Source organism: Micromonospora sp. NPDC000668, assembly GCF_042897975.1.
GTDB lineage: Bacteria > Actinomycetota > Actinomycetes > Mycobacteriales > Micromonosporaceae > Micromonospora.
In genome coordinates, this window is record NZ_JBIAYP010000009.1 from 112,646 (window position 1) to 137,984 (window position 25,339).

Genomic DNA, 25,339 nt, shown 5'->3' on the forward strand with positions numbered 1-25,339 from the left:
ATCAGTCGATGACAACCGGGCTGGCCCGCGTCACCATCAGCGCGCCGCAACGGCGGGTGGACGTTGCCCTGCCGGAGCAGGTACCCCTCGCCGAGCTGCTGCCCGACGTGCTCCGGCACGCCGGTGAGGGTCTTGCCGACGACGGCGAGCGGCACGGCGGCTGGGTGCTGCGCCGCACGGACGGAGCGCTGCTGGCGACCGCCCAGGCGCTGCTGCCGCAGGGGGTCCGCGACGGTGAGGTGCTACACCTGGTGCCGGCCCGCGCCCACTGGCCCGAGCTGGAGTACGACGACGTGGTGGAGGCGATCGCCGACGGCGCCCGTCGCCGGGGCGGGGCCTGGTCGCCCGCGGCCACCCGTGCGGCCGGCCTGGCCGGCGCCGCGGTCCCGCTCGCCGTCGGGCTGCTCGCCCTGCTCACCGGCGGCCCGGCGCACCGGGTGGGCTGGCTGGCGGCGGCCGTGGTGGCGCTGCTGCTCACCGTGGCTGGCACGGTCGCGTCCCGTGCCAACGGCGACGGCACCGCCGGGGCGACGCTCGGTGGCTACGCCCTGCCGTACGCGTTCGTGGCTGGCGCCCTCGCGGTCGGCTCGGGCGATCCGGTCGGGCCGCTCGGCCCGGCGCGCTGGGTGGGCGCCCCCGAGCTGCTGGCCGGCTCGGTCGCGCTGCTGCTGGTCGCGTTGCTCGGGCTGCTTGGCGTGGCCAGCCGGCTGCGGGTCTTCGTGGCCGGCGTCACGGTCGGCCTGATCGGTGTGGGTGCGGCGCTCGGCGGGCTGGTGCTGACCCCGGCCGGCACGGCCGCGGTTCTGCTCAGCGCGCTGGTGTTCGCCGTCGGGGTGATCCCGCTGCTGGCCATCCGGTTGGGCAAGCTGCCGTTGCCGCCGATCACCCTGCCGGCCACGGCCCCCATTGCGGAGCCGGAGCAGGCCCGGGACCTGCCGGACCGGGGCCGGGTGCAGGCGGCGGTGACCCGCACCGAGGAGATGCTCACCGGGATGCTGCTCGGGCACGCCCTGCTGGCGGTGGCCACGGCGGCGGTGCTCGGGGTGGCAGGCGGGACGGCCGGCCGGGTGCTGGTGGCGGTCGTCTCGGCCGTGCTGCTGCTGCGGTCACGGTTGTTCGTGGCGCTGCGGCACCGGGTGCCGCCGGTGCTCGCCGGGCTGGCCGGTTACGCGATCCTGGGGGCGGTGCTGGTCGGCCGGGCCGACGACGCCGGACGGCTGGCGCTGGTCCTCGGTGGGGCGGCGCTGGCCCTGGTGGCCGTCGCGGCCGGCACCGGGTACGCCCGGCGGCCGGTCTCGCCGTACGTGGGCAGGGTCGCCGACCTCACCGACACGGCGCTGGTGGTCGCCGTGGTGCCGGTCGCCTGCGCGGTGCTCGACCTGTACGACCGGGCCCGGGGGCTGCTCGGTTAGAGCGGCTCCCGGGCCCGGCGTGTCAGCGATCGTCAGTGGGCGGCTTCGCCGCGTGCCTCGGCGTCCCTGGCCCGCTGGTAGGAGGCGTGGATCTCGGCCTCGGCCTCGGTGCGGCCGACCCAGGTCGCGCCCTCCACCGACTTGCCGGGCTCCAGGTCCTTGTACACCTCGAAGAAGTGCTGGATCTCCAGCCGGTCGAACTCGCCCAGGTGGTGGATGTCGCGGAGGTGCTCCTGGCGCGGGTCCTCGTAGGGCACGCAGAGCACCTTGTCGTCGCCGCCCTTTTCGTCCGTCATCCGGAACATGCCGATGGTGCGGCAGCGGATCAGGCAGCCCGGGAAGGTCGGCTCGGGCACCAGCACGAGAGCGTCGAGCGGGTCGCCGTCCTCGCCCAGCGTGCCCTCGATGAACCCGTAGTCGGCCGGGTACTGGGTGGACGTGAAGAGGGTGCGGTCCAGCCGGATCCGGCCGGTCGCGTGGTCCACCTCGTACTTGTTCCGGTGACCTTTGGGGATCTCAACCGTCACGTCGAAATCCATCTGCACGCTCCCTCGTCTGCCCACGCTGGCTAACGGAAACCACTGGCGGCCCCCCGGACAGGTGAATGCCCACCCGCCGGCTCCGGCTGCCGCATAGTCTTCGGACCGAAGTAGTGTCACCCAAGCCAATTTTCGCTGGGGGAGGAGGGGGTCGTGGGGAGGGAAGATTCACACTACCGCCCGGACGGGGGCGACGCGCGCGGTACCGGACGATCCGGCTCCGGTGGCGCCACCGGTCGGGTCCCGGTGCCCGACGCCCACCTCTCTCGGGCGCCCGAGCCGTCGACCCCGGCGCCGGAGACGGTGCCCGAACGTCCCCCGCCACTGCCCTGGCGTCCGCCCGCGGGGTCGGCTCCCGCCGGTCCGAACACCGGTCGCTTCCCGGTCCTCGGCGGCAACCGGCCCATGAGCGCACCGGCGAGCGGGCGAGCCGGTGTCCCGACCAGCCCGGCGCCGGGCGGCAGCGCCCCGGCGAGCGGGCGAGCCGGTGTCCCGACCGGCCCGCCGTCCGGCGACGGCCCGACCGTCCCCATCCCGACCAGCGCGGTCCCGCGTGGCACGGCGTCCGGCCCGACGGCCCCGCTCCCCACCGGCGTCCCACCGCTGGGACCGCCGATCTCCGCGCTGCCAGCGCCGGCCGGCGCCGAACCGCCCGCCGCACCGCAGCCCGCTCCCGCCGCGCCGCGCCGTCGGCGGCTCCCGGTGGTGCTGGCCCTGGTGCTGCTGCTGGTGCTCGCCGGCGTCGGGGTCTTCGTGGCCCGGCCCGGCCCGGTCGCCGGCTGGCTGGGCGACGACACCGAGCCCGCCCCGGCCGCCGCCGGCGCGACCCCGGAGCCCGACCCGTCGGACGTGCTTGCCGGACCGGACCCGAACGCCGCGCTGCCCACCCCCGAAGGGGTACGAGCCGCGCTGGACCCGCTGATCGGGGCCGACGCCCTGGGCGACCGGGTGAACGTGTCGGTTGCCGACGTGACCTCCGGTCAGACGCTGTTCGCCAAGGGGGCGGACGACGGCACCGTGCCCGCCTCGGTGACCAAGCTGGCGACCGGGGTGACCGTGCTGGCCGCCCGCGGGCCCGCGTACCGGATCCCCACCCGGGCGGTTGCCGGCGCGAAACCCGGCGAGGTGGTGCTCGTCGGTGGTGGCGACCCCACCCTCGCGGTCGACAAGAAGGGCTACTACCCGGGTGCGGCGCGCCTCGACGACCTGGCCGCCCAGGTGCGCACCGCGCTCGGCGGTGTCGCACCGACCAGCGTCACCGTCGACGGCTCGGTCTACTCCGGCCCGGTCTACGGGCCGGGCTGGGACGACGACATCCCCACCGGCGGGTACGGCGGAGCGATGACCGCGCTGATGACCGATGGCGCGCGCAAGGACCCGGGCGCCGACAGCGGCGGCGCAGAGCGGGTCGCTGAGCCGGACCTGGCGGCCGGTCGGTCGTTCGCCCGGCTGCTCGGCGTACCGGCCAGCGCCGTCAAGCAAGGGACTGCCCCGGCCCAGGCCGCCACCGGTGGCACTCCGGCTCCCGGGACCGAGCTGGGCGTGGTGCAGTCCCCGCCGCTGATCCGGCTGGTCGACATCATGATCAGCGAGAGCGACAACCTGCTGGCCGAGGCGCTGGCCCGCCAGGTCGCGCTGGCCCGCAACCAGCCGGCCTCGTTCGACGGTGCCGCCGCCGCGATGGACGCGGTGGTGGCCGAGCTGGGCCTGCCCGCCGACGAGATCACCCTGTCCGACGGCAGCGGGTTGTCCCGCCGCAACCGGATCAGCCCGTCGCTGCTGACCGACCTGATCCGCCTGGCAGCCAGCCCGGACCATCCGGAGCTGGCCGGCATCTTCGGCGGCCTCCCGGTGGGCGGCTGGTCCGGCACCCTGGGCGACCGCTATCGCGGGGCCCCCGGCACCGCCGGAGGGGCGGGCGCCGTGCGGGCCAAGACCGGCACGCTGACCGGCGTGCACGCCATCGCGGGCCTGGTCACCACGGCCGACGGCCGACTGCTCACCTTCGCTGTGCTCACCGACAAGGTGCCGGGTGGCACGGACACCGCCCAACCGGCGCTGGACCGGATCGCCGCGGCGCTGGCCGGCTGCGGCTGTCACTGACCGCTGCCGGCCCGCGTTCTCGCCCGGCGGCGGAGCCGCGACCGCCGCCGATCGCCGACGCGAGCCCGGGCCGGGGTGTCGCGGCGCGGGTACGGTGGGTCCATGGCGCAGTTCGTGGACTGGGATCTGGCCGCCGCCACCGCGGGGGCGTTGAGCAAGTCGGGCCCTCGGGTGTCGTACGCCGAGGCCACCGACGTGGTCGGCGACCTGCGTCGGCTGACCGACGAGGCGGCCGGGCACGTGGCCGACTACACGGGGTTGCGGGCGCAGGTGTCGCACCCGCCGGTCCGGGTGGTCGATCGCCGGGACTGGGCCGCCGCCAACATCGCCGGGCTGCGCGAGGTGATCACTCCGCTGGTCAACCGGCTCTCCGGCGACAAGCAGCCCGGTGCCCTGACCGAGGCGATCGGGTCCCGGCTGACCGGCGTGCAGGCCGGCACCGTGCTGGCGTACCTCTCCGGCCGGGTGCTCGGCCAGTACGAGGTCTTCTCCGCCGACCCGGGCCAACTGTTGCTGGTCGCCCCGAACATCGTCGAGGTGGAACGGAAGCTCGGCGCTGACCCGCGGGACTTCCGGCTCTGGGTCTGCCTGCACGAGGTCACCCACCGGACCCAGTTCACCGCCGTGCCCTGGATGCGCGCGTACTTCCTGAGCGAGGTGCAGGCGTTCGTGGACGCCTCGTCCAGCGGTGGCGAGCACCTGATCGAGCGGCTGCGGCGCGGGGTGGCCACCCTGTCCGACGCGGTCCGCGACCCGGAGAGCCGGACCAGCGTCCTGGACATCGTGCAGACCCCGGCACAGCGGGCCGTACTGGACCGGCTCACCGCGCTGATGACCCTGCTGGAGGGGCACGCCGAGTTCGTCATGGACGGCGTCGGGCCGCGCGTGATCCCGAGCGTGGAGCGGATCCGGGCGTCGTTCAACCGGCGCCGCGAGGCGGGCAATCCGTTGGAGAAGGCGATCCGCCGGCTGCTCGGGGTGGACGTCAAGATGCGCCAGTACGCCGAGGGGCGCAAGTTCGTGCACGGCGTGGTTGAGCGCGTCGGCATGCCCGGGTTCAACTCGATCTTCAACTCTCCGCTCACCCTGCCCCGGTTGTCGGAGCTTGCCGACCCGGACGCCTGGGTGACCCGCGTGCACGGTCCGGCCGGCACCGTCCCGGCCGCCGGCTGACCGTCCGCCGGTGGCCGCGCTCGCCCCGCCGGTGGCCGCGATCCGGGTGGCGGTCCGCCGCGCGCTGACCGGCCTGCCGTCCGGCGGGCCGGCGCTGGTCGCCTGTTCCGGCGGCGCCGACTCGCTCGCCCTGGCGGCGGCCACCGTGTTCGTGGCGCCCCGGCTGGGCCGGACCGCGGGCCTGGTGACCGTTGATCACGGCCTGCAGGCTGGCTCGGCGCAGCGTGCCGAGGCGGTGGCCGCCTGGGCACGGGAGGCCGGGTTCGCGCCGGTGGTGGTGGTCCGGGTGGAGGTGGCCGGGCGCGTGGGCGGGCCCGAGGCCGCTGCGCGGGAGGCCCGCTACCAGGCGTTGACCGAGGTGGCACGGCAGCACGGTGCTGCCGCGATTCTGACCGGGCACACCCGCGACGACCAGGCGGAGACCGTGCTGCTCGCACTCGCCCGGGGAGCGGGCCCGCGCGGGCTGGCCGGGATGCCCGCCCGGCGCGAGCTGGCCGGGGTGCCACTGCTGCGCCCACTGCTGATGGTCGGCCGGGACCAGACGCGCGCCGCGTGCGCCGTGCTCGGGCTCAGCGCGTGGGAGGACCCGCACAACACCGACCCGTCGTACGCCCGGTCCCGGGTACGGGCCGACGTGCTGCCAGCGCTGGTGCGGGCGCTCGGGCCGGGGGTGCTGGACAACCTCGCGCGTACCGCCCGGCTGGTGGCGTCCGACAACGCCGCACTGGACGAGTTGGCGGAGGCGGCACTGGCGGCGGCCCGGCATCCCGGGGGCGGGCTGCTGGTGCCGGAGCTGGTCGGCCTGACACCCGCGGTACGCGGCCGGGTGCTGCACGCCTGGGCGCGTGAGCTGGGCGCATCGCCGGGTGCCCTGTCGTACGGACACGTCGCCGCGCTGGATGCCCTGGTCACCGAGTGGCACGGTCAGGGCCCAGCCGACCTGCCCGGTGGTGTCCGGGTGCTCCGCCGCGACGACCGGCTCACCCCCGGCTGAGGGCGGTGCGGCGGCCCGGAGCCTGGCCTGGCCGGTCTCAGCCGCTGTGCGCCCGGTCCCGGAAGGTGGTCCGGTAGCCGTGCGGGGTGGCGCCGACCCGGCGACTGAAGTGGTGGCGCAGCGCCGCCGCGTCGCTGAAGCCGGCCTGGTCGGCGACCGCCTCCACGCTCAGCGGCGTCTCCTCCAGCAGCCGCCGGGCGAGCAGCACCCGTTGGTTGGTGAGCCAGTCGTGCGGGGTGGTGCCGGTCTCCGCGCGGAACCGGCGGGCGAACGTACGTGGCGACATGCCGGCCCTGGCGGCCAGCTCGTCCACCGTGATCGTCCGGTCCAGGTGCCCCATCAGCCACTCCAGCACCGGCTCCAGGGTGGGCGCCTCGGGCGCCTTCGGGATGGGCGCCTCGATGTACTGCGACTGGCCGCCGTCGCGATGTGGCGGGACCACCATCCGCCGGGCCAGCCGGGTGGCGGTGGCCGAGTCGTGCTCCTGGCGGATCAGGTGCAGGCAGGCGTCGATGCCGGCCGCGGTGCCGGCGCTGGTGAGCAGCCGACCGTCCTGGACGTAGAGCGAGTTGCAGCGCACCCGGGCGCGGGGGTGTCGGCGTTGCAGCTCGTCCACGTACCGCCAGTGGGTGGTGCACTCCCGGCCGTCCAGCAGCCCGGCCGCGCCGAGCAGGAAGGCGCCCGAGCAGACGCTGAACAGGTGCGCGCCGCGCGCGTCGGCCCGGCGTAGCGCGTCGAGCACCGGGCCCGGGACGGTGGTGCCCTGGCTGTGCGCGGGTACGGCCACCAGGTCGGCGTCCTCCACCGGGCCGAGATCGGCGTGCGGGGTGAGGTGGAAGCCGGACGAGGTGCGTACCGGCGCGCCGTCCGGGCTGCACACGTGGAAGCGGTAACCGGGGAAGCCGTCGGCCGTCCGGTCGGTGCCGAACACCTCGGCGAGCACGCCGAGCTCGAAGGGGGCGACCTGGTCGAGGGCGAGGACGGCGACGGAGCGAAGCATGTGACGAGGGTAACCCGACAGGTGGCAGTAAATCGATGCCCAGTGGCATCGCTGCCACTGTCCGGTCGGCGCGAGTCGTCGCAGACTTGTCTCAGTCCGGTGCGCACCGGCGGCGAAACCGACAGCAACCATGCGAAAGTGAGCGCCGCCATGGAGTTCCTGCTCTTCCTCCTGTTCCTCGTCCTGCTCGTCGCCGCCTCGGCGGCCGGCCTCACCACCGACAGCCGCGATTCAGCCGACTGGAAGCCGAGCGACGACGGCCGCCGCTGGCAGTCGCGTACCAGCTGATGTGTTTAGTGGTTTTTGCGGCGAAAATCCCGGGCGGGACCGCGCCAAAAGGTGCGGCCCCGCCGACGGAGGCCATCCGACGTACGGCAGGCTAGGAGTCATGGCTGACGGCTCCTGGTACGACGCCGACATCGACCACGTGATCATCTCCGAGGCGCAGATCCGCGAGAAGACGGCGGAGCTGGCCAAGCAGGTCTCCGCCGACTACGCCCACGTGGACAACGGGCTGCTGCTGGTGTGCGTGCTCAAGGGCGCGGTGATGTTCATGGCGGACTTCTCCCGGGCGCTGGGCCGCAACGGGCCCCCGGCCGAGCTCGACTTCATGGCCATCTCCTCCTACGGCCAGGGCACCACCTCCTCCGGGGTGGTCCGCATCCTCAAGGACCTGGACCGAGACATCGCCGGCCGGCACGTGGTGGTCGTCGAGGACATCGTCGACTCCGGGCTCACGCTCTCCTGGCTGCTGCGCTACCTGGAGTCCCGCTCGGCGGCGAGCGTCGAGGTGGTCGCGCTGTTCCGCAAGCCGGACGCGGTCAAGGTGCCGGTCCCGGTGAAGTACGTCGGCTTCGACATCCCGACCGAGTTCGTGGTCGGGTACGGCCTGGACTTCGACGAGCGCTACCGGGAGCTGCCGTACGTCGGGGTGCTCAAGCCCGAGGTTTACGCCCGGACCTGACGCCGGCCCGGCCCCAGCCCTCACCGCGGGGCGGTGTGAGGCCAACTCGCATCGGCATTCGTCAAGCCGACGTTCAGCGCACTCTCAGCTCTTCCGGTTACCGTGGAGCCCGGTGGCGCGGAGGTTACTTCGCGCCCGGCCCCCTCGACCGCGTGACCGGGCGTTCGGGTGGCCGGGCAGGACTCTCCGCCACGCCGGCTTCTGCCCGGACCCGCCGTACGTTTTGGTGCGGGGCTGGCGAGCCTGCCCACGGTGCGCGCCGTCGATGGCGAACGTGCGCCGAGTGCGGGGCTCGCAAGCTCATCCCTCGCGTACACGGTGTACCGTCGAATGACCGCGGCGCGGCAGTTTTCGCGCTTCGGGGTCGAGGCCGGCCCGCACGGCGGCTCCGGCCGCCGCTCATCGCGGCGACACCATCAGACGGTCAGGACGTCGATCAGGAGGATGCGGGCGCTCCGGCGCTCGACAACAGTATGGAACGTACGCGTTTCTTCCGCCGACCGGTGGTCTGGATCATCCTGGTCATCCTCGGCGCCGTTGTGCTCAGTCAGCTGTTCACCGCTGGTCCCAGCTACCACCGCGTGGACACTTCCGTTGCGCTCGACCAGCTCCACACCGCCAAGATCAATAAAGTTGTCTTCCAGGACAAGGAGCAGACGCTCCAGCTCGACCTGGCCCAGAAGACGAAGTTCGGCGAGACCAACACCAACAAGATCGAGGCCCAGTTCCCGTACCAGGTGGGTGACGAGGTCTGGAACGAGGTGCTGGACGCCAAGGCGGCCAACCGGGTCACCGGCCCGGCCGACGCCAAGGTCTCGTCGGACAGCATCTGGGTGAGCCTGCTGGTCAACCTGCTGCCGATCGCGCTGCTCGTGCTCCTGCTGCTGTTCTTCATGTCGCAGATGCAGGGCGGCGGCTCCCGGGTGCTCAACTTCGGCAAGTCCAAGGCGAAGATGATCACCAAGGACACTCCGAAGACGACCTTCGCGGACGTCGCGGGTGCCGAGGAGGCCGTCGAGGAGCTGCACGAGATCAAGGACTTCCTGCAGAACCCGGCGAAGTACCAGGCCCTGGGTGCCAAGATCCCGAAGGGCGTGCTGCTGTTCGGCCCGCCCGGCACCGGCAAGACGCTGCTGGCCCGCGCGGTCGCCGGCGAGGCCGGGGTGCCGTTCTACTCCATCTCCGGCTCCGACTTCGTCGAGATGTTCGTCGGTGTCGGCGCCAGCCGGGTCCGCGACCTGTTCGAGCAGGCCAAGGCGAACGCCCCGGCGATCGTCTTCGTCGACGAGATCGACGCCGTCGGCCGACACCGTGGCGCCGGCATGGGCGGCGGTCACGACGAGCGCGAGCAGACGCTCAACCAGCTGCTCGTCGAGATGGACGGCTTCGACACCAAGGGCGGGGTCATCCTGATCGCGGCCACCAACCGTCCGGACATCCTCGACCCGGCGCTGCTGCGCCCGGGCCGGTTCGACCGGCAGATCCCGGTGGACGCCCCCGACATGGAGGGCCGCAAGGCCATCCTGCGGGTGCACGCCAAGGGCAAGCCGTTCACCCCCGACGTCGACCTCGACTCGGTGGCACGGCGTACCCCGGGCTTCAGCGGTGCCGACCTGGCCAACGTGATCAACGAGTCGGCCCTGCTCACCGCCCGCAAGGACCAGCGGGCGATCAGCAACGACTCGCTCGAAGAGTCGATCGACCGCGTGATCGCGGGTCCGCAGCGGCGGACCCGGGTGATGAGCGACCAGGAAAAGAAGATCACCGCGTACCACGAGGGTGGCCACGCGCTGGTCGCCTGGGCGCTGCCGCACGCCGCGCCGGTGCACAAGGTGACGATCCTGTCCCGTGGTCGTTCGCTGGGCCACACCCTGGTGCTCCCCACCGAAGACAAGTACACCCAGACCCGCGCCGAGATGATCGACACCCTGGCGTACGCGCTGGGCGGTCGGGCCGCCGAGGAGCTGGTCTTCCACGAGCCGACCACCGGTGCTGGCAATGACATCGAGAAGGCCACCCAACTGGCCCGCGCGATGATCACCCAGTACGGCATGAGCTCCAAGCTCGGTGCGATCAAGTACGGCACCAGCGGTGACGAGCCGTTCCTCGGCCGCAACATGGGCCACGAGCGGGACTACTCGGATTCGGTGGCCGCCGAGATCGACGGCGAGATGCGGGCGCTGGTCGAGCTGGCGCACGACGAGGCCTGGGAGATTCTGGTCGAGTACCGGGACGTCCTGGACAGCATCGTGCTCGAGCTGATCGAGAAGGAAACCCTCTCCACCGCCGACATGGCCCGGATCTGCTCGCGGGTGGTCAAGCGCCCGCCGCTGGCGCCGTACAACGGCTTCGGCAAGCGCCAGCCCTCCACCGAGCCGCCCGTGCTCACCCCGGCGGAGAAGGACGCGCTCAAGGCGCAGGCCCAGGCCGATGGCGCGCAGGCGGCGGTCGGCGGCGGTTCCGCCGGGTCGAACAACTCGGACGGTACGCACTGAGCAGCGACTCGACGGCCAGCTCCCCGAAACGGGAGCTGGCCGTCTCCGCGACCGAGCCCGACGGCGACGACGGGCTGGACTACGTGGCCGCCCGGCTGATCAGCGGCAAGCTGACCGGCCGGCCGGTCGAGGACGCGGTCGACCTGGGTCGAATCGAGAAGGCGGTCCGCGAGATCCTGATCGCGGTCGGCGAGGACCCGGACCGTGACGGGCTCCAACAGACCCCGGCCCGGGTCGCCCGGGCGTACGCCGAACTCTTCGCCGGGCTGCGCGTCGACCCGGCCCAGGTGCTCAGCACCACCTTCGAGGCCAACCACCAAGAGCTGGTGATCGTCCGCGACATCGACGTGATGAGCCTCTGTGAGCACCACCTGCTGCCGTTCCGTGGCAGCGCGCACATCGGCTACATCCCCGGCCCGGACGGACGGATCACCGGCCTGTCCAAGCTGGCCCGGCTGGTCGAGGTCTTCGCCCGCCGGCCGCAGGTGCAGGAGCGGCTCACCTCGCAGGTCGCCGACCTCCTGATGAACAAGCTCGCCCCGCGTGGCGTCGTGGTCGTGCTGGAGTGCGAGCACATGTGCATGGCGATGCGGGGCATCCAGAAGTCGGGCGCCCAGACGATCACGTCGGCGGTGCGCGGCATCCTGCAGACGGACTCCAAGTCGCGGGCCGAGGCGATGGCGCTGATCATCCCCCGCTGACTCCGGACGTATCACCGGCCGGCCGACCCCTCCGGGGGACGGCCGGCCGTTCCGTCTCCCAGATCGCCTCGTCCTTCCGGGCCGCCTAGTGCTCCCGGGCCGCCTCGTCCGCCCGGACCTGCCCGTCTTCCCGGCCCCCGCTGGCGGGTCAGCCGGCCAGCAGGGCCAGCAACAGGCCGGCCGTGACCAGCACCGCCGGCACCAGGCAGACCAGCCCGCCGAAGCGCACCGTGCGGTCCAGCCGCTCGCCGGGGCTGGCCCGGAACATCCGCCCGATCCCTACCCAACCGGCGACGAAGGCGACCGCCGGCATCGGCAGCCCACAGATCAACGCCGCCACAGTGGCCGCGCCAGTGCCGGTCGCCGCGTACACCACGACCTGAATCAGCGGCACCAGCAGCGCCAGCGGCCCGTACACCAGGAGGTTGCGGGCCCGCGCGGGCCAGGACCCCGGGCGGAGCCGGCCGCGTGCGGCCAGCGCCGCGTCCGCCGCCTCGGCCCGACCCCGCGCGGCTCGCAGCGCCGCCAGCACCGCCGCCGGGCCGCCGGCCATCGACCGGGCGGCCTCGGTCAGCTCCGGTGGGGACGGCACAAGCGAGATCGCCGGTACGCCCAACTCACGCAGCCGCTCCTGCTGACTCGCCAGCCCGGTGCGGACCACCGTCAACTCCTCCCGGGCGGCCTCGGCCGAGCGGGCCTGCTCACCGGCGGCGGCGGCCGCGCTACGGCGTACCCCATCCAGCTGCCGGGCGGCCGCGAGGTACTCCGACCAGGCCGTGGCGGGCTCGGCGCCGGCCCCGCCCGCCTCGGCGGTCCGCTGCCGCCCCGGCCCGGCCTCGCCTGCCTCGGCGGTCCGCTGCCGCCCCGGCCCGGTCACCGTCGCGTCCGGACCCATCCCGACACCTCCCGCGCGCACCACCGGATCACCCGGCCTCATCGGCGAACGGCACCAGGACCGTGCCCCGTTCATCCGGACCATCCCAGAGCACCGCCCGGTCGGGGCGGGCCCGCCACTCCACCGGCCGACCGAAGACCCCGGTGAGCTGGGCCGCCGGCACGTCCAGTACGGCCACGGCGGCGAGCTTGTCCACCTCGCCCTCCGGCTCCAGCAGCGCGGCGAACGGCGGCACCGCACGCCACCAGCCCAGCAGGTGCCGCCCCGCCGGCGGGCCGTCCCGCAGCAGTGCGCGCAGCCGGTCCACCGGCAGCTCCCGGGGACCCGGCCGGTCAAGCCCGAAGACCACCAGGTAGGTGGGGAGCTCCCCGTCCGCGTCCGCGAGCAGCGTCGGCAGGTCAACCATGGTGGCCGGATGCCGGGCGGCGAGCTCGGTGGTCAGCGCCTCCGCCAGCGGGCGGGCGCCCGGGTCTGGTGCCGCTACCAGGAACCGGGCGGTGCCCGGCTGATGGTGGTCGGCGGTGCTCCGGGCCGCCGTTGCCAGCAGGCCACCCGCCGCCGAGCCCGATCCCAGCACCGCGAGGTTGCGCCCGGCAACCGGACCAAGTGGTACGGCGACCGTCGAACGGGCCACGTCCACCGCCCTGCCGAGCAGTGCGGCGGGCCCGTGTGCCTGCCCGGCCAACGCGGCACGGTGTCGCGGATCGTTGCCGAGCAGCGGCCGGGCGTACCCGGCGAAGACCACCGGCGGCACCGACCCGGCGGGTCGGGCCGTCCACAGCTCGTGCCGCAGCCGCTCCACCACCTCCGGGTGGTCCTGCGGGTCGGGGTGGCGGATCAGCCGTTCGTGACCGCGGGTCGCCCCTCGGGGGCCGCCGAGCCCACCCGCAGTGTTCACCACCGCGCTGCCCACCGGCAGGCCGGCCGCCGAGTCGTTGGTCGGTTCCAGCACCGGGCTGCCGCCGGGCAGCGCCACCCGCACCGGGAACTGCCCCAGCACCGAATCCCGGTGCCCGGCGTCCGCGCGGCCACTCAGCCCCAACTCGCCCGCGCCGGCCAGCACCAGGTGGACGCCGTACGCCCGGCCGGTGCGGGCCAACCCGTCCAGCTGAGCGGCCATCTCCGTGGCCAGCCGGTCCCGCTCGGCGAAGAGCAGCGGCACATTTTCCAGCACACAGACGATCCGGGGCAGCCGCCGATGCTGGCGCAACTCCGCGAAGCGTTGCCCACCGGCCCGGCCGCCAGCGTCCGCGCGGCGCTGCACCTCGGCCGTCAACTGGTCGAGTAGGTCCCGGACGTACTCCCGGTCGGCGGCCATCGCGGCCGCCCGCACCTGCGGAATCCAGGAGCGGTCCCGCTCGGTCTGGAGAAACTCCACGAAGGACTCGCCATCGCCGAGATCCACCAGGTAGAGCGCCAGGTCGTCGGGGCCGTACCGGGCCGCCAGCCCGAGCAGCGCGGTGGTCAGGAACGCGGCGCGACCCACCCCGGAACGGCCGCTCACCAGCCAGTGCGGGGTCAACTCGGTGAAGCCCAGCGGCACCTGCCGGCCCCCGGCGTCACCGACCGTGGTGGTCAACCCGTCCGTCGGATCCGACCCCCAAAGCTGCTCACCCGTCGCCGGTAGCAGATCCGCGAGGGCCAACCGGGAGCCCGCCTCCACCTGCGCGGCGAGCCGCCGGCAGACCGCATCCACCACGTCGACCGGTGGGTCCGCCTCGACGAAGACCGGCGAGTTCAGCCCGCCCGGCGGATCGGTGCCGGGGCTGGCGAAGGATGCTCCCGGTGGATCGCCGAGCAGCGCGTACGCGTTGCGCAACACCAGCGGAGTGGCGTGCGGTAGTGGCGGACGGGCCGCGTACGGGCCAGCGGGAGGCCAGCCGGCCACCACCAGGTGCAGCCCGGCGGCCGGCCCCTGCTCGGCCAGCGCCTCAATCCGTGCCAGGTCAGTCGAGCCGGTGCGCTCCGGCAGCGCGGCGACCACCAGCAGCAGCGTCCGGTCGTGTCGACGTGGCCCGCTCGCCCCCGGGGTGACCCACTGCTCCGCCTCGGTCAGCACCGCGCGCAGACCGGCCACGTCCACCGCCGGCGGCGGCAGCAGGCCGGCATCGGCCAGCGCCCCGAACGGGGTGAGCACGGCACCGGTGGCGTCCACCGCGCGTACCAGCAGGGCACCCGCCGGCGCCGCGCCCAGCGACCGCAGCAGCACGGCCCGCAACAGCCCCGCCACCCGCGGCTCCCGAGCGTCGGTGTCCACGCACAGGTGACCGGTGCCGAACAGCGGCACCAGCGCGGGGAAACGGGCGTCGTCCAGCGGTGCCGCCGTGCCGACGCGAACGAAGGGCGGAGGGCCGTCACCGGCCGGAAAATCCACGGTGAGCGAGTCCAGGGCGGCACCCGACCAGCCCGGAGCCAGCCGCGCCGCCACCACCCGCAGCCGGTCCGCCACCTCGTACTGGCGGCGCTGGTCGGCCGGAGCAGGTCGGGTCTCATCGAGGATGCCGGCGGCGGCGGTCGCGACGGCCGCCGCCCGGCGGTGCAGGGCTGCGGCGCGGTTCGTGCGTGCCTTCGGACCGGCCACCGCATCCACCCCCTCTGCCCGAGGTTGGCAACCCCTCTCCGATCAGAGACGGTATCCCAGCCGGGGCCGCTGCTCCGGGAGGTGCCGCGGCGGTGCGCCGGTGTTGTCGGGGATGTCACCAGTGGGGAGGGGTCCGTCACGATCCGCTGGATCTGAGGCATTGGCTCCGAGCCGTCCAGCCGTTAGCTTCAGGAGGTGGAATCAGTGCAGCCCCCCGCCGGTTCCCAGGTCTCCCGCGTACCGGCCCAGCGGACGCCGTCCGAGCAGCTGCCGCCGGCTCCGGTCGCGCCGGCGCCTCAGCCGCCACGCCGCCGGATGCGGACCGTGCTCACCGTGGTCGCCGGGGTGCTCGCTCTGCTCAGCATCGGCGCTGTCATCACCGGCTACGTGCTGTACGACCGCGCCTCCGCCCCGGACCGCAGCTCACCGGACGTGGTGGTGGTCAACTATCTGCAATCAGCACTCGTGTCACGTGATCCCAACAGAGCGAAGCTCTTCACCTGCGACGGAACCGTTCCCGCACTGGAGGAGTTCGGCGCTCAGATCGCCCAGCGAGAGCAAGAGTTGAGCGCGTCATTTTCGATCAACATCGAGAACGTCGCCGTTTCCAAGGATGGACCTGCTTACGCCTCGGTTGTCGCTGTCATTCGGCGTAGCGCAACGATCGACGGGGTTCAGCAAAGCGTTACTGACACATGGCAGTTTGATGTGGAGGACCGGGAGGGTTGGCGCGTCTGCGGCGGTACCAGAATCGGTTGATTGTTACTCGATCCACAGGAGATGGACCGGAACCTCCAGGGTGGTGGGTGACTGGCCACGCCAGGCCCAGCGGTACCACTCCACCTCGGGTGTGATCCGGACACAGATGTCCCCCTCGGCACCAGAGTAGGTCTCGGTGACGGCGCGAAGGTCGCGGTGCTCCAGGGCGCCCTCGACGTGTACCACCCGGCGCCCGGTGACCGCGTCCGCCTCGAAGACCGGGGTGGGGGACCGGTGGGCCGGGCCGTCGAGCGAGACCAGCCGGATGCCGGTGCCCTGACTGGCGTCCGGGCTGGTCCGCTCGCCGACCGTCTCCACCCAGACCCGATCCACCGGTACCAGTGGTGCGAACACCTCGACCTGCTCAGCCTCGGCCCGGTACCACTCGTGCTCAGGGATCACCGGGACGTAGGTCCGGGCTCCCTGGACCACCCGGTCGTCCGCGCGCAGGTCACCCCGCCAGCCCAGCCCCGGCAGCCCGACCAGCACCCGCCGTCCGCGCAGGTCCACCCGCTCGGTGGCGGGCACGATCGCCAGTGGTCGGGGTGGCCGGGGCGCCCAGTCAGGCTGGTCGGCGAACGGGTCCGGCAGGGGGCCGCTCATGCCTTCGGTGACCTCATGCCGGGCGGCGCAGCGGGGCACCCCGCCCGCGCATGAACTGGTTCGGGTCGATAGCGCCACGGCTGGTTCGGTCGTTGCGTAGGTGCACCTCAAAGTGCAGGTGCGGACCGGAGGAGTTGCCGCTGCTGCCCACTTGGCCGATCACCTCGCCGGCCGCCACGATCTGATCGGGCTGCACGCGGGGCTGGACCACCATGTGGCAGTACCGCGTGATGTAGCCGCCAGCGTGCAGCAGGTCGACGAACCAGCCGCAGCCGCCCTTGCCGGGGTACCCATCCACGTCGCAGTCGAGCCGGCCCTTGTCGTCCGGGTCGCACTGGGAGACCAGTACCCGACCAGCGGCAGCAGCCCGGATCTCGGTGCCCTTGGCTGCCCCGATGTCGACCCCGTTGTGGCCGGGCCGCTGGGCGGTCCGGAAGCCGGAGCCGACCCCACCAGGGATCGGGGCGGTCCAGCCGGAGGCGGCGATCTGACCGCGTTCGGCCGCGTCGCACACCGCCTTGCCGTTGATCTCGATGGTGCGGGCCGCGCCGCCGGACAGCGCGTTCACGATTCGGCTGGCCAGCTCCTCGTGCTTGGCGTAGGCGTCCGGATAGGCGCTGATCTGGACCTGCTGCGCGACTGCGGTCAGCGGTCGACGTTGCCAGCCCCGTACCCCGACGAGCTTCTCGTAGAACTTGCGGGCCGTGTACGAGGGGGTCATCCGCTCGGCGACCGTGCCCCACCCCGGCCGCTGCTGGAACAGGCCCAGCGAGTCGTGGTCTGCGCCGACGCCCTCGTGCGGCAGGGCCAGGGACTCCGGCACGCCGCTGTTCGCCAGGTTGCGCAGGCCGGACTCCTGCATCGCGGTGGCAAGGGCGATCACCCATCCCCGCGAGGGCACGCCCATGTCCTGGCCGACCTTGATGATGATCGCGGCGTTACGGACCTGGGCATCGCCGTACTCGGTGAACCGTGGCAGCTTGCCGGTGATGTTCACGGGCCGCACGGGACCGCAGTCCTCGTTGGCCAGCGTGTCCCCATCCTCCGCGTCGCCGCTGAGCCCACTGAGGAAGAAGGCCGCGGTCCCACCGGTACAGCAGAGCAGGAGCAGCACCCCGGTCAGCACCGAAGCGACAACGCCGAGCCGTAGCGGTCGGCGGAGGGCGGCGGAGCCGCTGCCGTCGTTCATGGGCGCTCCCAGTCCAAAACGTCGACCAGCCAACCGCCGTCCGCGGCGATCAGTTCCAGTCGGAGCCGACCGGTGTCGAGGGGCAGCAGCACCTCGACGAACGTCTCGGTGCGCGACTGCACCGCGGGCGGTCCGGTGACCTCCTCGGCCGGAACTCCGCCGGGCTCGGCGCCGGCCAGCTTCTCGGTCAGCGCCGGGGTGGAGAGCGGACGCAGGCCGGTCTGCCACTGCTCCGCAGTCATACCGGGGCGGCCGAGCCAGGCAGCGGCAAACCGGTCGGCGGTCTGTTCGGGCGTGCGGTCGCCGGGCCGGGTGACCGGTGACGGCGGAGCGTCGGTGGAGATCGCACCGTCGTCACCCGCCGTGGGATCAACGGTGGTGATCGGCCGGTTCGGTCGGCTGCTCAATCCATCCGTCGGATCGCCGGGGCCGGAGACCAGCCGGGCCGCCCCGACCACGCCGAGGACGAGCACCGCGATGACCAGCGCCACCCCCAGCCGGGACCGCAGCGCGCGGGTAGCCAGAAACTCCAGAGCACGTCGCATCACCGTCACCGCGCCTCTGAGCGCACCCGGGGGCCGGGGCGGTCCGGTGCACGATCGGCGGAGCCCGGTCGGTAGACCACGAATGACGGGTTCTCGGCCGGAACGTCCGGCTCGGTCCAGGTTGCCGGCTGCCGGCGACGGGGCTGAGGCGCGACCGGACGGCTCCGGCCACCGGTCTCCTCCGCTGGCGCCTCGTCCGCGCGCTCCTTACCGTCCGGGCGCCCGGCGCCGGTGCGCTGGCCGTCGGCCGGACGGGTCGGCACGGAGCCCGGGTCTTCCTGCCGCGCCTCCGGGCGCAGCGAGGTCCGCTCGGCGACCGGCGACTGACGGCGTCCACCCACCGGCTCCGCCGTGCCACCGGGCTCTGCCACGTCCAGCCGCGCCGCCGTCCGCATGTCTCGGAAGAACCGACGGTGCCAGGACCCGGCCGAGCTGACCGCCTCGCTGCTGTCCTTGCCGCCGAGCTGGGTGATCCGTCGGTAGGGCCGCAGCAGCAGCCAGCCGACCACCCCGCAGAGCCAGACCAGCACCACCTGGAGCCAGCCGGGCAGGGTCGGCGTACTCATGATCAAGTCGACCGCGAACAGGTAGATGGCCGCCCCGGTGCCGAAGATGGCGATGTTGAAGACCGCGGCGACCACGGCGTTCGCCAGCCGCCGCAACCCGGCACTGGCCGGGCGGAGCAGGCCGACGGTGCCGAGAATGGGCGCCGCGATCACCGCCCACCGGAAGATCAGGAAGCCGAGCAGGACCAGCAGCGACGCGGTCAGGTCGAACATGGCGAAGAGCAGCGACGCCAGCACCGCGATGAAGCCGGCACCGACCCGGTCCATGTCCCGCACCCCCTGGAGGTACTCGTACGCCTCCGGGTCCTCGGTCTGGATTTGCTGCGCCACCCGCGCCCACTGCTGCTGCTTGGCCTTGATCGTCGCGTTCCGGGTGGCCGGGTTTGCGCGCATGGATTGCGCCTCACCCCAGGTCAGGGATCGTGCGTCGTAAAGGGCCGGGCCGTACTTGCGGGCGGTCTCGCTGTCTGCTGAACCCAACACGCCGCGAAGCCAATTGCGATAGAGCATCGTCTCGGTTGCGGTGTCGCTGGCTCGGACGGCGGGCGTACGAAGGTCCTTGCAGCGGTTGGGGTCGGAATGGATGCACCTGCCTGGCTCCGGCTCCTTCGCCTGCGGGCCCACAGCATCGTGCACCACGCCGAGAGTAGTGATCAGCGTGCCGTCCGCGATGTTCGCCGACTTGACCGGCCAGGCGGCAAGTGCAGTGACCGCGACCATGACCAGCAGGGCCCAGCCCGCAGTAGTCATGGCGTTGCTCATGTCCGACTGGCGGGAGCGCCAGAGCAGGTAGAGCCCCACCACGCACAAGGTGACGATGCCGAAAACGCTGAACACCTTTTCGTAGACGGCCTTGGTCGCCTGGTCTACCAGCGGATCAGCCCAGCCCCACATCGAGCTTGGGTTCCAGGCGCGCTCCCTGAGCGCGTTCGACGCACCGATGATCGCCGTGGCGGCCATGAACTCGCCATTCGCGATCGTGGTGGTGAACTTATAGTCCGGATGTAGCACGCTCGACGCGCAACCACCGCCGATGTCGTAGGTGGTATAGCTGTAACCCGCGTATCCGTAGAGGCTGTACCGACCAGCTACTCCACTCGCAGACTCCGCTGGCGGCGCGGCAGCGAACCAGCCGGCGAGCCCGGAGTCCGGCGTTCCGGGGGTCGGCGCGTTGCGGCAGGTGATCTCGGTTTCGCTGACCTCCTTGAGCTTCGCCACGCAGGCCCGGAAGTCGGCCTGCCACTCCGGGGTCGTGCAGAGGTCGGCGCGGGCCTGGGCGGCCGGCGGGGCGGCGGCTGCCGCCTCCGCACCGATCAGCGGCCAGGTGAGGGACGCCCCGGCCAGTACGCCGAGGGCGAGCAGGAACGCTGCGATCCGTGCCCGGGCCCTCGCCATGTCACGCCTCCAGATCCGGCAGGGGGATGCTCGGCAGCACTCCGGCCGCTGCGGCGATCGCGGCGGGCGTCGTGTCGAGGTGGTCCAGCAGCCCTTCGACGTACGAGACGTCGACCCGGACCTTCTGTACCCGCCCGTCGACGTCCCGCATCACGAACTCGCGGAAGCCGAGCCGGTTGGACGAGCTGGTGTCGGCGGCGGAGAGCGAGGCCAGGGTGGCTTCGTACCCGTCGTTGACCGGCACCCGCAGCAGGCGTAGCGCTTCGGAGGCGATTTCGGCGTCCTCGGCGATCCGGCCGACGAAGACGGTGGAGACGAGGTTCTGGACGTCGAGGCCGAGGATGTCGCGCGGGTTCTGCGAGGCGACCAGCGCGGCCAGGTTCCACTTGCGGGAGTCCCGGGCGAGGCGGACCAGGAACGAACGCCCGGACCGCCAGCCCTCCATGAAGTGCGCCTCGTCCAGGCCGACCAGCTTGCGGGAGGACATCGACCCGCCGTAGCAGCGGCGGACGGCGAGCCGGTGCGCGGTGTGCAGCATCGGCAGCGCGAGCGACTCCTCGGCGGACCAGTACTCCCGTTCGATCTTGAGGTCGGGCAGCCGTAGCCCGGCCATGGTGATCACCGTGAGCGCCGCGTCGGCGCCGAGCAGCCCTTCCGGCGGCCGACCGAAGAAGAGCATGGCCAGCGGCATCTCGGCGGTGTCCAGCAGCAGGTTGGCCAGTTCCTTGCCGGCGTCGTCGTCGAGCCGCCCGAGGCAGCTCACCACGTCGTCCATGGTGGAGGTTTCCTCGGCGGGGACCTGGCGGACCGCGTGCCGGAAGAGGGTGGCGGTGGACGCCTCCCGGGCCACCTGAGGCGGCACGAGCATCATGCAGATGTCCTGGACCAGCATCCGCCGCTCGGCCCGCGCGTTGGAGACCGCGATCTCGAACTCCCGGTCGCCGGCGGCCCCGGCGCCGAACTCGCTGCGCAGCGGCGTCGGGATGAGCGAGTACGGCGCCAGGGTTCCGTGCTCCGAGCCGGTCAGGTTCAACACCCGGGAGTACGGCCGCAGCTCGGGCATGGCGCAGAGCCTGGCCAGCGGCCCGGACGGGTCGAGCAGGGTCACCTGGACACCCCGCCGGGCGGCGAGATAGCCAAGTGCGCCGAGCAGGGTCGACTTGCCACCGCCCGGCTCGGCCACGAAGACCGCGAGCCCGGAGCGTTCCCGGACCTCCATGGGGAAGTGCAGGTCGAGGAAGACCGGACGGCGGCAGGTGCCCGCGGTCCGGCCGATCAGGTCGCCCCGCCGGTCGCCCACGTTGGAGGCGGCCTGGGGGAGCGCGGCGGCGAGCAGCGGGACCGGCATCCGACGGACGTAACCGGTGTTGGCGATCGGTTCGCCGGGGATGAACTCGCGGGCCAGCCAGTCCTGGTTCTTCGGGTGCTGGAGCGAGATGCGCAGCTCCCGGGAGTAGAGCTGGATGAGCCGACGGGCCCGCTCCAGGCACTCCTCCCGGGTGCGGCCGCCGACCGCGATGCGGTGCCAGCCGTGCGCGCGGGCCGAGTCGACCGGCAGCCCGGTGGTCATCTCGTCGCCGATCACCAGCGCGCGCTTGGCCAGCCGCTCCAACTCCGGCGGCGCGTCGATGCCGTGTTCGGCGTAGTCGAGCTGCTGGGAACGGATCATGCGGAGCCGGTGTTCGAGATTGCGGAACGAGTCGTTGGAACCGAGGATGTCGACCCGGGTGGAGATCTCCATCGGCCAGGGCAGCCGCTCGTGGAAGTGCAGCCAGGGCTCGTGCCGTTCCGGGATCTCCAGGGGTTCCATCCGACCGACGGCGAGCACGGCCACGTGCCGTTCCTCGCCGGTCATCCGGTTGACCAGCTTCACCGTCGAGCCGTACGGGGTGCGGTAGCGCTCGACCTGTTCGGTCATGGCGAGCAGGTCGCCGCGCTCCCAGCGCCCGTCGGTCACCGGGGAGAGCCGGCCCGGCGGTGCCATGCACAGCGCCACCGAGCGGTAGAGCAGCCACTCCAGCTCCTGTGCGGTGACGCGTCGGCCGCGCATGCCGAACGCGCCGAGCACCTCGTCGAACTGCTCGACGGTGCGGCCCAGCTTGCGGCGTTCGCCGTCGGCGGTGCCGCGACCGAAGGTGCGTAGCAACCGTTCGGTGAGCGAGTCGCCGAGCGACCGGCGGGCGAAGGTGACGCCCAGGTAGGTCTGCCCCTCGGCGTGGTTGACCGCCATCAGGTGCCGCTGGGCGGCGACCAGGTGGTCGGCCCAGCCGGCGGTGCCGGGCACGTCGGGCAGCGGTGCCGAGGTGTGCGCGTCGATGGTCCGCGCCCACTCGTCGGCGGGGAACGGACGGGTGGTGCGGCGCAGGTGCAGCCGGAAGCCGGCCAGGCCGGCGTACTGCTCGGAGATCGCCGACAGCAGCGCCTCGCGTTCGGCGTCCGGCCGGAAGGCCCAGCGCACCTCGGGCAGCCAGTACCAGGCGGTGACGGTGTTCGGGGTGAACGTCAGGTGGCCGGCGATCTCGGTGATGGCCAGCTCGACCGACGGGTCGCGGTCCCCGAACTTGATCTTCGGCGCGCGGACCCGGGTCGGCTGGGCAGGCCGGCTCGCAGCGCGCTGGCGGGGTGCGGCGATCTCCCGCCCGGTCGGCTCGGCACCGACCGGCGTGGGCAGGGCCGAGCCGGTCCGGGCGGCGCGGCGCGGTGCGCGCTCCAGGGCCGGCCGATCCGCCGGCCCGGCGCTGACCGACCAAGTCGGTGCCGGCGGCCGGTCCTCCGGCGCGGTGCTGGCCGGCGGCCAGGTCGCCGGACCGCTGGTCGACGACGCGGAGGTGCCCGCGGTAGCCGGGTTGGGCTCGGTCGGGGGGTGGAGCATCGGCAGCCGGTCGCCGGCCTGGTGTGGCACCCGGGACTCGATGGCGGGCTTGCCGGCCCCGCGCCGCGACTCGACAGGCCGCCCGCCGCTGGCGGGATCGACAGCCCGCCCGCCGCGAGCGGGGTCGTCGGGTGTCCACCGTGGTTCCGGTTCGGGTGCCCGATCCGTTACCCGCTGGGCCGGATGGGTCGGCGTGGCGGCGGGCGGCTGTTGCGGGATCGCCGGCTGCTCCCGGGTGGCCGGGCCGGCCGGCACGGCTCGCGCCGTGCCCGGCCGGGACGCGCCGAAGAGGTCCAGGAACGGGGAGTCGATGTCGGCGTTCTCGCCGGCCGACACCGCGCTGGGCTCGGCGGGCGGTGTCCGGCGGGGCACCGGCCGGGGGGCCTGGAAGACGCCGACCGCGCCGTGCCCGGGCGAGGTCACCAGCGCGGGATCGAGCGCCACCTCATCCTCGGATTCGGCGTAGTCAAATGACTGCGCACGGTGACCTCCCGGTACGGCCGGACGGCCGGCCGGGGGACCCGGCGTGGAAGAGCGACTCATGCGACCGCCTCACCCGCGTCGTGCGACGGACCGATCGGCGTACGCCCGGTCATGCCAGCTCCTCCCGGATCCTGATCCGGCTGCCGACCAGGCGCGGGTCGCGCTGCTCGATCGCCGGCTCCCGGGTACGTCGCCAGTCGGTCAGCGCGGTGCGGATGACAACCCGCGCCGGCCGATCCGGGTCGACGTGCCGGAAGATGAACGACGTGGTCACGATGGCGAGCGCGATCTCCCAGGCCGGGAAGAGCTCGACCGTCAGCGTGAACAGCCAGTGGATGAACATGTAGAGGGGGACGAGCAGCATGAAGAGCCCGTACTGGGCGTACGGCAGGTGGACCGGAAGGGTGTAGCCGGGCGGCCCGAGGTAGACCAGGCGGGCCCGGTAGATGTCGTCGTCGGTGCGCAGCCGCATCTGGTGACCGCGCCTATTCGAAGATCAGGTCGATCAGGTAATCGCCGACGAAGAAGAGTGTGGCCGCGCCGGCGATGAAGGCCAGCCCGACGATGGCGATCGCGGAGCTGGTCAGCACCTTGGAGATCTCGCCCCGGCTGGCTCGGCCGATGAAGATGACGCCCAGGACGGCCAGCAGGATTGGCGCGATCTTGCTGGCGAAGAAGGTGACCACACCGTTGGTGTCGATCCCCTTCGGTGCCGGCTCGGCGAGTGGAGCCGACGCCAGGGTGGAGAGCGCGTGGGCGACGCCGGACGACGCCGTCTCCATGAGCTCGAAGGCGATCACTGGAACCTCCCCATATCGCGGCCGGCGGGTGCCGCGGCGGTGCAATAGGCAAGCCTGGCGGGAAATGTGCTCCACAGGGCGCAGCGTTCTCGACCCTGCGTTCGTTACTCACCACGGAGAGTGGCGAGCTTTGGGCGGTTTTTCCCCGCTTCGGCCCTCCCTCCAGGCTTCGCCATCTCGATGCTGGCCGATTCCAAAGCGTACGGGCCGCCCCGGATTGCGACAAGCCGCGACGGGACTACCAGATACTGCCCGGACGACCGATCGTACACCTGTTCCAATCCGCACGTCAGGAGTGGTGGGGCGACGGCCGACCCGGGTCGGAGGGCACCGCCGCCGCGACCGGTACCGTCTAGCCGTGACCGATCTGGTACGGGCCCCGGGCCCGGTGGTGATGGGCGTCCTCAACGTCACGCCGGACTCCTTCTCCGACGGCGGACGGTACGCCGACCTCGATGCGGCCGTCGGACATGGCGTCCGTCTGCGCGACGCAGGGGCGCACCTGGTCGACGTCGGCGGCGAGTCGACCCGCCCGGGCGCGGAGCGGATCGACGCCGGGACCGAGGCCGACCGCGTGCTACCGGTCATCCGCGAGCTGACCGCCGCTGGCGTGCGGGTCAGCATCGACACCAGCCGGGCCCGGGTGGCCGAGGCCGCGCTGGGCGCTGGCGCGGCGGTCGTCAACGATGTCTCCGGTGGGCTGGCCGACCCGAACATGGCCCGGGTGGTCCGCGACGCGGGCTGCCCCTGGGTGCTGATGCACTGGCGTGGCCACTCCCGGCAGATGCGCGAGCTGGCCAGCTACACCGACGTGGTGGCCGACGTCCGGGCCGAACTGGCCCAGCGGGTCGACGCGGCGCTGGCCGCCGGGGTGGCCGCCGACCGCATCGTCATCGACCCCGGCCTCGGCTTCGCCAAGACCGCCGCGCACAACTGGGAGCTCAGCGCCCGCCTGCCGGAGTTGCTGGATCTCGGGTACCCGCTGCTCTTCGGCGCCAGCCGCAAGTCCTACCTGGGCCGGCTGCTCGCCGCCCCGGACGACACGCCGCGACCCACCGCGCAGCGGGAGGCGGCCACCGTCGCCACCAGCGTGCTGGCGGTCGCGGCGGGCGCCTGGGGGGTACGCGTGCACGACGTGCGGGCCACCGCCGACGCGCTCGCCGTCTGGGCCGCCACCGGACGCCCGCACCTGGCCACCACGCGGGTCGGTCACGGGCGGCCCGAATGACCGGCCCACGTCGGGCGCGCCGGTGCTCTGCCGGACGCGCCG

Annotated in this window: 21 protein-coding genes; 10 read left to right on the forward strand and 11 right to left on the reverse strand. The window is 73.0% G+C overall.

The window, feature by feature from the left end:
- The first annotated feature begins 8 nt into the window (after positions 1-8).
- A complete protein-coding gene (gene eccD / locus ACFY29_RS33915) occupies positions 9-1,412 on the forward strand; it encodes a type VII secretion integral membrane protein EccD (RefSeq protein ID WP_386992726.1) in 1,404 nt (467 codons plus the stop codon).
- A 32-nt stretch (positions 1,413-1,444) separates the two neighbouring features.
- Here the strand turns inward: eccD and ACFY29_RS33920 are convergent, their stop codons facing one another.
- Positions 1,445-1,951: an inorganic diphosphatase gene (locus ACFY29_RS33920; RefSeq protein WP_328421261.1), complete on the reverse strand. Its 507-nt coding sequence runs from the start codon at positions 1,949-1,951 to the stop codon at positions 1,445-1,447.
- Positions 1,952-2,356: 405 nt separating this feature from the next.
- Between ACFY29_RS33920 and dacB the strand changes: the two genes are divergently transcribed.
- The 3 genes from dacB to tilS all read left to right on the forward strand — a co-directional run bounded on the left by dacB (position 2,357) and on the right by tilS (position 6,221).
- Positions 2,357-4,054: a D-alanyl-D-alanine carboxypeptidase/D-alanyl-D-alanine-endopeptidase gene (dacB, locus tag ACFY29_RS33925; protein WP_386992728.1), complete on the forward strand. Its 1,698-nt coding sequence runs from the start codon at positions 2,357-2,359 to the stop codon at positions 4,052-4,054.
- Positions 4,055-4,156: 102 nt separating this feature from the next.
- Positions 4,157-5,227, forward strand: coding sequence for a zinc-dependent metalloprotease (locus ACFY29_RS33930; RefSeq protein ID WP_328421257.1), 1,071 nt, complete (start codon positions 4,157-4,159; stop codon positions 5,225-5,227).
- A 10-nt stretch (positions 5,228-5,237) separates the two neighbouring features.
- On the forward strand, positions 5,238-6,221 hold the full coding sequence (gene tilS / locus ACFY29_RS33935) for a tRNA lysidine(34) synthetase TilS (RefSeq protein WP_386992731.1): 984 nt from the start codon (positions 5,238-5,240) through the stop codon (positions 6,219-6,221).
- 37 nt (positions 6,222-6,258) lie between these two features.
- On the opposite strand, the gene ACFY29_RS33940 is transcribed toward tilS, so the two are convergent.
- On the reverse strand, positions 6,259-7,221 hold the full coding sequence (locus ACFY29_RS33940) for a GlxA family transcriptional regulator (RefSeq protein WP_386992733.1): 963 nt from the start codon (positions 7,219-7,221) through the stop codon (positions 6,259-6,261).
- Positions 7,222-7,359: 138 nt separating this feature from the next.
- On the opposite strand from ACFY29_RS33940, the gene ACFY29_RS33945 reads away from it, so the two are divergent.
- The 4 genes from ACFY29_RS33945 (at position 7,360) to folE (ending at position 11,381) form a co-directional block, all read left to right on the forward strand.
- Positions 7,360-7,509 carry a hypothetical protein gene (locus ACFY29_RS33945; protein ID WP_328426871.1) on the forward strand — a complete coding sequence of 50 codons (150 nt, stop codon included), beginning with the start codon at positions 7,360-7,362 and terminating at the stop codon, positions 7,507-7,509.
- A gap of 100 nt (positions 7,510-7,609) precedes the next feature.
- Entirely contained in the window at positions 7,610-8,185 is a 576-nt protein-coding gene (hpt, locus tag ACFY29_RS33950) for a hypoxanthine phosphoribosyltransferase (RefSeq protein ID WP_328421251.1), read from the forward strand.
- Between the two features lie 473 nt (positions 8,186-8,658).
- Positions 8,659-10,680, forward strand: coding sequence for an ATP-dependent zinc metalloprotease FtsH (gene ftsH, locus ACFY29_RS33955; protein ID WP_328421249.1), 2,022 nt, complete (start codon positions 8,659-8,661; stop codon positions 10,678-10,680).
- 35 nt (positions 10,681-10,715) lie between these two features.
- Positions 10,716-11,381 carry a GTP cyclohydrolase I FolE gene (gene folE, locus ACFY29_RS33960; protein WP_328426138.1) on the forward strand — a complete coding sequence of 222 codons (666 nt, stop codon included), beginning with the start codon at positions 10,716-10,718 and terminating at the stop codon, positions 11,379-11,381.
- Between the two features lie 148 nt (positions 11,382-11,529).
- Here the strand turns inward: folE and ACFY29_RS33965 are convergent, their stop codons facing one another.
- Complete coding sequence (locus ACFY29_RS33965; RefSeq protein WP_386992736.1) at positions 11,530-12,276, reverse strand: hypothetical protein; 747 nt, start codon at positions 12,274-12,276, stop codon at positions 11,530-11,532.
- Positions 12,277-12,304: 28 nt separating this feature from the next.
- Positions 12,305-14,866 carry an FtsK/SpoIIIE domain-containing protein gene (locus tag ACFY29_RS33970; RefSeq protein WP_386992738.1) on the reverse strand — a complete coding sequence of 854 codons (2,562 nt, stop codon included), beginning with the start codon at positions 14,864-14,866 and terminating at the stop codon, positions 12,305-12,307.
- Between the two features lie 315 nt (positions 14,867-15,181).
- Here ACFY29_RS33970 and ACFY29_RS33975 point away from each other — a divergent pair, with 315 nt between their 5' ends.
- Positions 15,182-15,616, forward strand: a complete 435-nt coding sequence (locus ACFY29_RS33975) for a hypothetical protein (RefSeq protein WP_386992740.1) — start codon at positions 15,182-15,184, stop codon at positions 15,614-15,616.
- Between the two features lie 3 nt (positions 15,617-15,619).
- Here the strand turns inward: ACFY29_RS33975 and ACFY29_RS33980 are convergent, their stop codons facing one another.
- From ACFY29_RS33980 to ACFY29_RS34010, 7 genes are read right to left on the reverse strand one after another with little or no spacing between them, the layout of a single operon-like run.
- The gene (locus tag ACFY29_RS33980; protein ID WP_355601916.1) at positions 15,620-16,219 is read right to left on the reverse strand and encodes a hypothetical protein; all 600 of its coding nucleotides are present in this window, start codon (positions 16,217-16,219) and stop codon (positions 15,620-15,622) included.
- Between the two features lie 13 nt (positions 16,220-16,232).
- Complete coding sequence (locus tag ACFY29_RS33985) at positions 16,233-17,408, reverse strand: M23 family metallopeptidase (RefSeq protein ID WP_386992742.1); 1,176 nt, start codon at positions 17,406-17,408, stop codon at positions 16,233-16,235.
- The gene (locus ACFY29_RS33990; protein ID WP_386992744.1) at positions 17,405-17,962 is read right to left on the reverse strand and encodes a hypothetical protein; all 558 of its coding nucleotides are present in this window, start codon (positions 17,960-17,962) and stop codon (positions 17,405-17,407) included. Before ACFY29_RS33990 ends, ACFY29_RS33985 begins: the two co-directional genes overlap by 4 nt.
- Positions 17,959-19,914 carry an MFS transporter gene (locus ACFY29_RS33995; RefSeq protein ID WP_386992746.1) on the reverse strand — a complete coding sequence of 652 codons (1,956 nt, stop codon included), beginning with the start codon at positions 19,912-19,914 and terminating at the stop codon, positions 17,959-17,961. Before ACFY29_RS33995 ends, ACFY29_RS33990 begins: the two co-directional genes overlap by 4 nt.
- A 1-nt stretch (position 19,915) precedes the next feature.
- Positions 19,916-23,329, reverse strand: a complete 3,414-nt coding sequence (locus ACFY29_RS34000; RefSeq protein ID WP_386992748.1) for an ATP-binding protein — start codon at positions 23,327-23,329, stop codon at positions 19,916-19,918.
- Between the two features lie 49 nt (positions 23,330-23,378).
- Positions 23,379-23,741 carry a hypothetical protein gene (locus ACFY29_RS34005; RefSeq protein WP_007466101.1) on the reverse strand — a complete coding sequence of 121 codons (363 nt, stop codon included), beginning with the start codon at positions 23,739-23,741 and terminating at the stop codon, positions 23,379-23,381.
- A gap of 13 nt (positions 23,742-23,754) precedes the next feature.
- On the reverse strand, positions 23,755-24,069 hold the full coding sequence (locus tag ACFY29_RS34010; RefSeq protein WP_053654780.1) for a hypothetical protein: 315 nt from the start codon (positions 24,067-24,069) through the stop codon (positions 23,755-23,757).
- Positions 24,070-24,427: 358 nt separating this feature from the next.
- Here ACFY29_RS34010 and folP point away from each other — a divergent pair, with 358 nt between their 5' ends.
- Entirely contained in the window at positions 24,428-25,297 is an 870-nt protein-coding gene (gene folP, locus ACFY29_RS34015; protein ID WP_328421228.1) for a dihydropteroate synthase, read from the forward strand.
- The last annotated feature ends 42 nt before the right edge of the window (positions 25,298-25,339 follow it).

Coding starts and splice junctions, on each gene's coding strand:
- ACFY29_RS33965 (WP_386992736.1), bottom strand. CDS start 12,276: ATGGGTCCGGACGCGACGGTGACCGGGCCGGGGCGGCAGCGGACCGCC.
- ftsH (WP_328421249.1), top strand. CDS start 8,659: ATGGAACGTACGCGTTTCTTCCGCCGACCGGTGGTCTGGATCATCCTG.
- ACFY29_RS34005 (WP_007466101.1), bottom strand. CDS start 23,741: ATGCGGCTGCGCACCGACGACGACATCTACCGGGCCCGCCTGGTCTAC.
- ACFY29_RS33985 (WP_386992742.1), bottom strand. CDS start 17,408: ATGAACGACGGCAGCGGCTCCGCCGCCCTCCGCCGACCGCTACGGCTC.
- ACFY29_RS34000 (WP_386992748.1), bottom strand. CDS start 23,329: ATGAGTCGCTCTTCCACGCCGGGTCCCCCGGCCGGCCGTCCGGCCGTA.
- dacB (WP_386992728.1), top strand. CDS start 2,357: ATGAGCGCACCGGCGAGCGGGCGAGCCGGTGTCCCGACCAGCCCGGCG.
- ACFY29_RS33980 (WP_355601916.1), bottom strand. CDS start 16,219: ATGAGCGGCCCCCTGCCGGACCCGTTCGCCGACCAGCCTGACTGGGCG.
- ACFY29_RS33995 (WP_386992746.1), bottom strand. CDS start 19,914: ATGGCGAGGGCCCGGGCACGGATCGCAGCGTTCCTGCTCGCCCTCGGC.
- eccD (WP_386992726.1), top strand. CDS start 9: ATGACAACCGGGCTGGCCCGCGTCACCATCAGCGCGCCGCAACGGCGG.
- ACFY29_RS33940 (WP_386992733.1), bottom strand. CDS start 7,221: ATGCTTCGCTCCGTCGCCGTCCTCGCCCTCGACCAGGTCGCCCCCTTC.
- hpt (WP_328421251.1), top strand. CDS start 7,610: ATGGCTGACGGCTCCTGGTACGACGCCGACATCGACCACGTGATCATC.
- ACFY29_RS33930 (WP_328421257.1), top strand. CDS start 4,157: ATGGCGCAGTTCGTGGACTGGGATCTGGCCGCCGCCACCGCGGGGGCG.
- ACFY29_RS33920 (WP_328421261.1), bottom strand. CDS start 1,951: ATGGATTTCGACGTGACGGTTGAGATCCCCAAAGGTCACCGGAACAAG.